The organism is Corallococcus sp. CA047B, from assembly GCF_003612065.1.
Lineage (GTDB): Bacteria > Myxococcota > Myxococcia > Myxococcales > Myxococcaceae > Corallococcus > Corallococcus praedator.
Map to the genome: position 1 here is coordinate 1 of NZ_RAWD01000470.1, position 5,457 is coordinate 5,457.

The 5,457-nt window shown below is 72.5% G+C and carries 5 protein-coding genes and 2 pseudogenes; 4 read left to right on the forward strand and 3 right to left on the reverse strand.

Features of this window, described 5'->3' with window-relative positions; all coding sequences use genetic code 11:
• The 4 genes and pseudogenes from D7X74_RS39065 to D7X74_RS39080 form a co-directional block, all read left to right on the forward strand.
• Window positions 1–233 (forward strand): annotated as a pseudogene (locus D7X74_RS39065) (zinc ABC transporter substrate-binding protein); the annotation flags it as partial.
• Between the two features lie 4 nt (window positions 234–237).
• Window positions 238–1,089: a hypothetical protein gene (locus tag D7X74_RS39070; RefSeq protein ID WP_120538036.1), complete on the forward strand. Its 852-nt coding sequence runs from the start codon at window positions 238–240 to the stop codon at window positions 1,087–1,089.
• Window positions 1,090–1,102: 13 nt separating this feature from the next.
• On the forward strand, window positions 1,103–1,897 hold the full coding sequence (locus tag D7X74_RS39075) for a metal ABC transporter ATP-binding protein (RefSeq protein ID WP_120538040.1): 795 nt from the start codon (window positions 1,103–1,105) through the stop codon (window positions 1,895–1,897).
• Window positions 1,878–2,750 carry a metal ABC transporter permease gene (locus D7X74_RS39080; protein ID WP_120538037.1) on the forward strand — a complete coding sequence of 291 codons (873 nt, stop codon included), beginning with the start codon at window positions 1,878–1,880 and terminating at the stop codon, window positions 2,748–2,750. Before D7X74_RS39075 ends, D7X74_RS39080 begins: the two co-directional genes overlap by 20 nt.
• A gap of 28 nt (window positions 2,751–2,778) precedes the next feature.
• Here D7X74_RS39080 and D7X74_RS39085 read toward each other — a convergent pair whose 3' ends face one another.
• The 3 genes and pseudogenes from D7X74_RS39085 to D7X74_RS39095 form a co-directional block, all read right to left on the reverse strand.
• Window positions 2,779–3,327, reverse strand: coding sequence for an isochorismatase family protein (locus D7X74_RS39085; protein WP_120538038.1), 549 nt, complete (start codon window positions 3,325–3,327; stop codon window positions 2,779–2,781).
• 72 nt (window positions 3,328–3,399) lie between these two features.
• The gene (locus D7X74_RS39090; RefSeq protein ID WP_120538039.1) at window positions 3,400–5,139 is read right to left on the reverse strand and encodes a hypothetical protein; all 1,740 of its coding nucleotides are present in this window, start codon (window positions 5,137–5,139) and stop codon (window positions 3,400–3,402) included.
• 10 nt (window positions 5,140–5,149) lie between these two features.
• A pseudogene (locus tag D7X74_RS39095) lies at window positions 5,150–5,457 on the reverse strand (hypothetical protein); the annotation flags it as partial.

Below are 5,457 nucleotides of genomic sequence, written 5' to 3' on the forward strand. Positions count from 1 at the left end.
ACCCGTCCCACATCGCGCAGGTGCTGGCCCAGGGCAAGGCGCGCAAGGTGAAGGTGGTGGTCAAGGAGGACTACTACCCGGACGGCACCGCGAAGCTCGTAGCGTCGAAGATCCCCGCGCCGCTCATCGTCATCCCCGGCGGCACCGACTTCCGCAATGGCCAGACGTACGTGCAGCGCATCGAATTGCTGGTGAGCCGCCTGGAGCAGGGCCTCGCCGGGAAGGCGGAGTGACACCATGAGACGCTTTCTCCAATGGCTTCCCGTGGCGCTGCTGTCCGGGTGCGCGCTCGACGCGGGTGAGGGCTTCGCGGTGCTGGAGCCCTCCGTGCAGGCCGCGTACACGCCGCTGCCCCGCCGCGACGCGGGCGACGGCTACCAGGCGCTCGCGTCCGACTTCCAGCTGCGCATGGACTCCGGCGCGGTGAGCCTGGGCAGCATCGACCTGCTGGCCAGCTCCGGCGGCGGCGGTGCCACCACGTTCGACCCTTCCTCGCCGCCTCCGGGCTATTCGCTCTGCCACAACGGGCACTGCCACAGCGACGACGGGTCGCTCGTCGACTACGAGGACATCCAGGCGGAGCTGGGCGGCGGGGGCATCACCACCACCACGGTGGCCAACCTCCCCGTCGACGGTGAGCTGGATCTGCTGGCGGCGCCGACGGTGGGGCTCACCTGCAAGCCGGACTGCGAGCTGACGCGGACGAATGTCTCCAGCGGACGCTGGTCCATCACCGGCCTGCGGATGACGGGCAGCGTTCGCGATGGCCGCGTCCCGGCGCGCTTCGTCGGCGTCCGGACCTTCCGCCTCACCGCGACGACGTCGGGCACGGAGGCCGAACCGTTGGCCGTGCTCAAGGGCGACCTGGACGTGCCGTCCGACCGGGAGAACAAGCCGCGCGTGGAGCTGGGCCTGAAGCTGGCGCTGACGCCGGAGCTCTTCGACGCGGTGGATTGGTCCACCGCGAAGGAGGGCCTGGATGGCGTCGTGGACCTGGATGCAGTCGAGAACGCGGCGGTGCGCACCGCCCTTTTGCAGAAGGTGGGCGAAGTGAGCCCGACCGCGGAGGTGAACCGTGGCGCATGGTGATCACGAGACGGAGCTGGACAGCGCGCACCGCGCCGCGCCGCCAGCGGAGCCGGGGGAAGTGCTGCTCAAGTGCGAGCAGCTCGTCATCGGCTACGGGGGCAAGGACATCCTGCCGCCCATGGACCTGGTGGTGCGCCGCCGGCAGTTCGTGGCGGTGGTGGGCCGCAATGGCTCCGGCAAGAGCACGTGGTTCAAGACGCTGCTGGGGCTCATCCCCCCGGTGTCCGGACGCATCGCCCTGGGCACCCCGAACATCCGCAGCGCGTACGTGCCGCAGATGTCCTCCATCGACTCGCTGCTCCCGGTGCATGCGCGCGAGCTGACCGGGTGGGGCCGGCTGTCGGGGTGGAACTTCCTACGGCCCTTCCCCAGCGCCACCGACCGGCAGAAGGTGGAGGCGGCGCTCGACACCGCGGGGGCTCGCGGCATCGCGAAGCGGCCCTTCCGTGACCTGTCCGGTGGCGAGAAGCAGCGGGCGCTGCTCGCTCGCGTCATCGCCACCGAGGCGGACGTGGTGCTGCTGGACGAGCCCACCGCGGCGATGGACGCCGTGGCGGAGAAGCAGACGATGCTGCGGCTGTGCGCGCTCGCGCATGACCGGGGCCTGGGCGTGGTGGTGGTGAGCCACGACCTGTCCGTCGCGGCCGAGCACGCCGACGTCATCCTCTTCGTGGACCGCGAGCACCGCTGCTTCGTCATGGGCGATGCGCGCACCGTGTTCTGCCATCCGGCCTTCCGCCGCCAGTACGGCGATGACTACTGCCACAGCGCACCCCAGGGGCCACATCGTGGAAACAGTCCTGCTTGAGCCCACGAAGTGGGAGCAGTTCCAGTCCGCCTGGGAGTTGTTCCAGGACCCCATCCTGTGCGCGCTCATCGCCGGGTGCGTGCTGGGCTTCCTCAGCGTCTACGTCGTGCTCCGGCGCATGGTGTTCGTCAGCGCGGCGGTGACGAACACGGCGGGCCTGGGCGTGGCGCTGGCCTTCTTCGCGGAGATCCACCTGGGCGTGCACGTGGATCCGCTGGTGGGCGCGGTGGTGCTGTCAGTGGCGGCCACGCTGCTCCTGATGGTGGAGCCCGCGCGGCTGCGCCTGTCCCGTGAGAGTCTGCTGGGGTGCGCGTTCGCCTTCGCGGGCGGCGCGGCCATCCTGGTGGGCGACCGCATCGCGCAGGAGGCCCATGACATCCAGGGCATCCTCTTCGGCACCGCGGTGCTGGTGACGCCGGATCAACTGCACGCCGTGGCGGCGGTGGGCGCGGTGCTGATGGTGCTGCACCTGTGGTGGTACCGGGGCATCACCTTCGTCAGCTTCGACCGCATCGGCGCCACCGTGCAGGGGCTGCCGGTGCGGATGCTGGACACGGTGTTGATGGTGTCCATTGGCATCATGGTGGGCGTCTGCGCGCGCGCGCTGGGCGCCCTGCCCGTCTTCGCGTTCTCCACGCTGTCGGCCATCGCGGCGCTGGTGTTGGATCTGCGGCTGCCGTGGACGTTCTTCACCGCCACCGTGCTGGGCGGCATCGCGGGCGCGGGCGGCTACCTGTTCGCGTACTTCTACGACTTCCCGGTGGGCGGTTCGCAGACCGTCCTGTCCGGGGTGCTGGTGCTGCTGATGATGCTGGTGCGCCTGGCGCGCGCACCCTTCCTGCGCAAGGCGTGAGCGGCGTCCCTTCCGCCGCCGTTCCCTTCTAGCGGACGGCGGCGGACACCTTCTTGAACTCGGGCGTGCCCGCGCGGCCCAGCATGTCGAACAGGGCCGACTCCACGGTGAGGATGCGCGCGCCCGCGTCGCGGCACAGCTCCAGGCCCACGCGGCGGTCCTCCTCCGTGCGGGACAGCACCGCGTCCGCCAGCAGGCACGGCTCACGGCCTCCTTCGGCCAGGTCGCGCGCGGTCTGGAAGACGCAGATGTGCGTCTCCATGCCGGCGAGCAGCACCTGCTTGCGGTCGCCCAGCAGCGAGAGCACGTCCGGGGTGGCGGCGGAGAAGTCCATCTTCTCCAGCGGCGTGAACGTGCCCAGCTTCAGCTTCAGGAGCGAGTGCGTGCGGCCCAGCCCCTGCGGGTACTGCTCCGTGACGAAGACGGGCACGCCCAGGGCCCGGGCCCCCTCCACGGCGGCGCCGGTGCGCGCGAGCATGCGGTCCAGGGCATCGCGCTCCATCGCGGCGCACAGGCGCTCCTGGATGTCGACGACGAGCAGGGCGGCGTGCTCGGGCTTCAGGCGGAATGAGGGCATGGGGCAGCTCCTTGCGAGTGCCCCCTAGTGACGCGAAGCCCGCGCGCCCGTCAAGCACGGCCGCGCGGACGCTCATGCCCCATGCACGGTCCAGGGCCCTTCTCCGCCCCGGGGTGCGGGAGCGGTGTCCACCGGCGCATCCGCCACCCGGCGCAGCGCGGCGCGGCCCCGGCTTCCCCTGGAGGCGAAGCCCTTCGCGCGCTGCAGGCCCGGCAGGTGCGGATCCGCGTCGCGCCACAGGTCCAACACCACGGCGTAGTCCTGCGCCGCCTCGGACATGCACTCACAGGCGACGTGCGCCTCGGCCACCAGCAGCATGCAGTGGCCACAGCCGGGCCGCTCCCCTGCCCGCTCCAGCGCCAGCTCCAGGGCCTTCTCCTCACGGCCGGAGCGCAGGCGCACGCGGGTCAGCGTCTCCCGGGGCGGACGGCAGAAGAGCGCGGGCCCCACCGGCCGCAGGCGCCGCTCCAGCCGAAGTGCGCGAGTGAGCGCGGCCTCCGCGCGGCCGGAGTCTCCGCGACGCGCATCCAGCGTGCCCCGCAGCTCCTGCGCTGCGACTTCAATCGTGCGCGCCACGTCGCGAGGACACAGGGCCCGGCCCTCTGAACGGGGCGCCTCCGACAGCGCGGGCACCAGCGCGTCCAGCGACACGCACGCCCGCTCCACGTCGCCCAGCCGTCCCGTCTCCAGGGCGCAGGCCCCGCGCGCGTAGAGGCGCACGGCGTCGCGCAGGCCCTGCTCCGCGACGGTGGCGGCGTCGCCCAGCTCCATCGGGACCTCCGCCGCCGCGCGGCAGAAGCCGAAGCGCAGGTGCGCGGCCACCAGCGTGGTCGCGGCGAAGAGCACCGCCTGGGGCTGCGCACCCGCGGCCTCCACGCGCTGACGCAGCCTGCGGGCCCACGACTGCGCGCCCCGGTACTGCCCCACCTCCGCGCAGCCTTCGCTCAACAGGCGCAGGGCGGTGTCCGCGCTCGGCGCTACTTCCAGGGGCAGCGACTCGCGGGCGAGGTACGCGTCATCCGCCGCCACCGCCGCCTCCAGGATGCGGTTCGCCTCCACCACCCGGCCCACGCGCAGCAGCAGGCGTCCGGCGGCGAGCAGCGCGGGGCTTCCAGCGGGCACCCGCGTCGCGAGGGCTTCGGCGCTCTCCCGGGCCATCTCCGGCTTCGCGCTCGGCAGCCAGGCCTGCACCCACGCCACGTGCACGCCCGCGTGGTTTGGGTGCGTGCGCAGCAGGTCGCGCAGGATGAACTGCGCATACGGCTGGCCCTGGCCGGGACGTCCGTCGGATTCGTAGCCGTCCATCAGGAAGCCTGCGAGCAGCAGGCGCGGCTCGGGCTCCTCCGGAAAGCGGTCGATGAGGCACTCCATCTCGCGCACGAAGGCGTGCCGGCCATTGGCGGGCCCCTTGTCCGCGAGCAGGCTGGCGGCGACCACCAGGCGCTGCTCCAGGTCGGTGACGCCCTCCGCCAGCACCAGCGCCTTGCGGATGGCCTCCGCGCGGTCGGCGGCGAAGCGGGCCCCCGCGCCCCTTGCGAGCGCGAGCCCCCACCACGCCATGGCGAGTGAAGGGTCCTGCCGCGCGGCCTCCGCGAAGGCGCGGCGGGCCTCCAGCCCCCAGCCCAGGTGCAACAGGCGCAGGCCTTGATCGAAGTACGCCTGCGCGAGCGGGACTCGCGTCGTCACCGGCAGGTGGGCGTCTCCATAGCCCTCACACAGCGGCGGCGTGGGAAGGGCTTCGTCCGGCAGGTCCTCCCACGGGACGTGGGCATGAACGGACGGCGCATCGGCTCGGAACAGTCGTGCCAGCATGGTGTCCTCCTCACGCTCCGAGCATCGGAGCGGTACGGTGTTGCACCTGGGCGTCGGTCGCGCGCACGCGCACGGCCATCCGCCTCCAGGCGTTCGACAACTCCTCCGCAGCAACGGGCGACGCCTTGCGACGCGCGGACAGACACTCGCGCCGCCAGGAGAGCCCCACGTCCCGCGCCACCCACGCCTCGTAGTCCGCGAGCCAGTCCGCCAGCATCGCGAGGCCCGCCCGCACCGCCCGGCGCTCCGGCCCGGTGGCCGCCTCCCGCCGGACGCCCACGTCCTCCGCGCGGAAGGCGGTGGCCCTTTCACCAGGGC

Coding starts and splice junctions, on each gene's coding strand:
- D7X74_RS39070 (WP_120538036.1), top strand. CDS start 238: ATGAGACGCTTTCTCCAATGGCTTCCCGTGGCGCTGCTGTCCGGGTGC.
- D7X74_RS39085 (WP_120538038.1), bottom strand. CDS start 3,327: ATGCCCTCATTCCGCCTGAAGCCCGAGCACGCCGCCCTGCTCGTCGTC.
- D7X74_RS39090 (WP_120538039.1), bottom strand. CDS start 5,139: ATGCTGGCACGACTGTTCCGAGCCGATGCGCCGTCCGTTCATGCCCAC.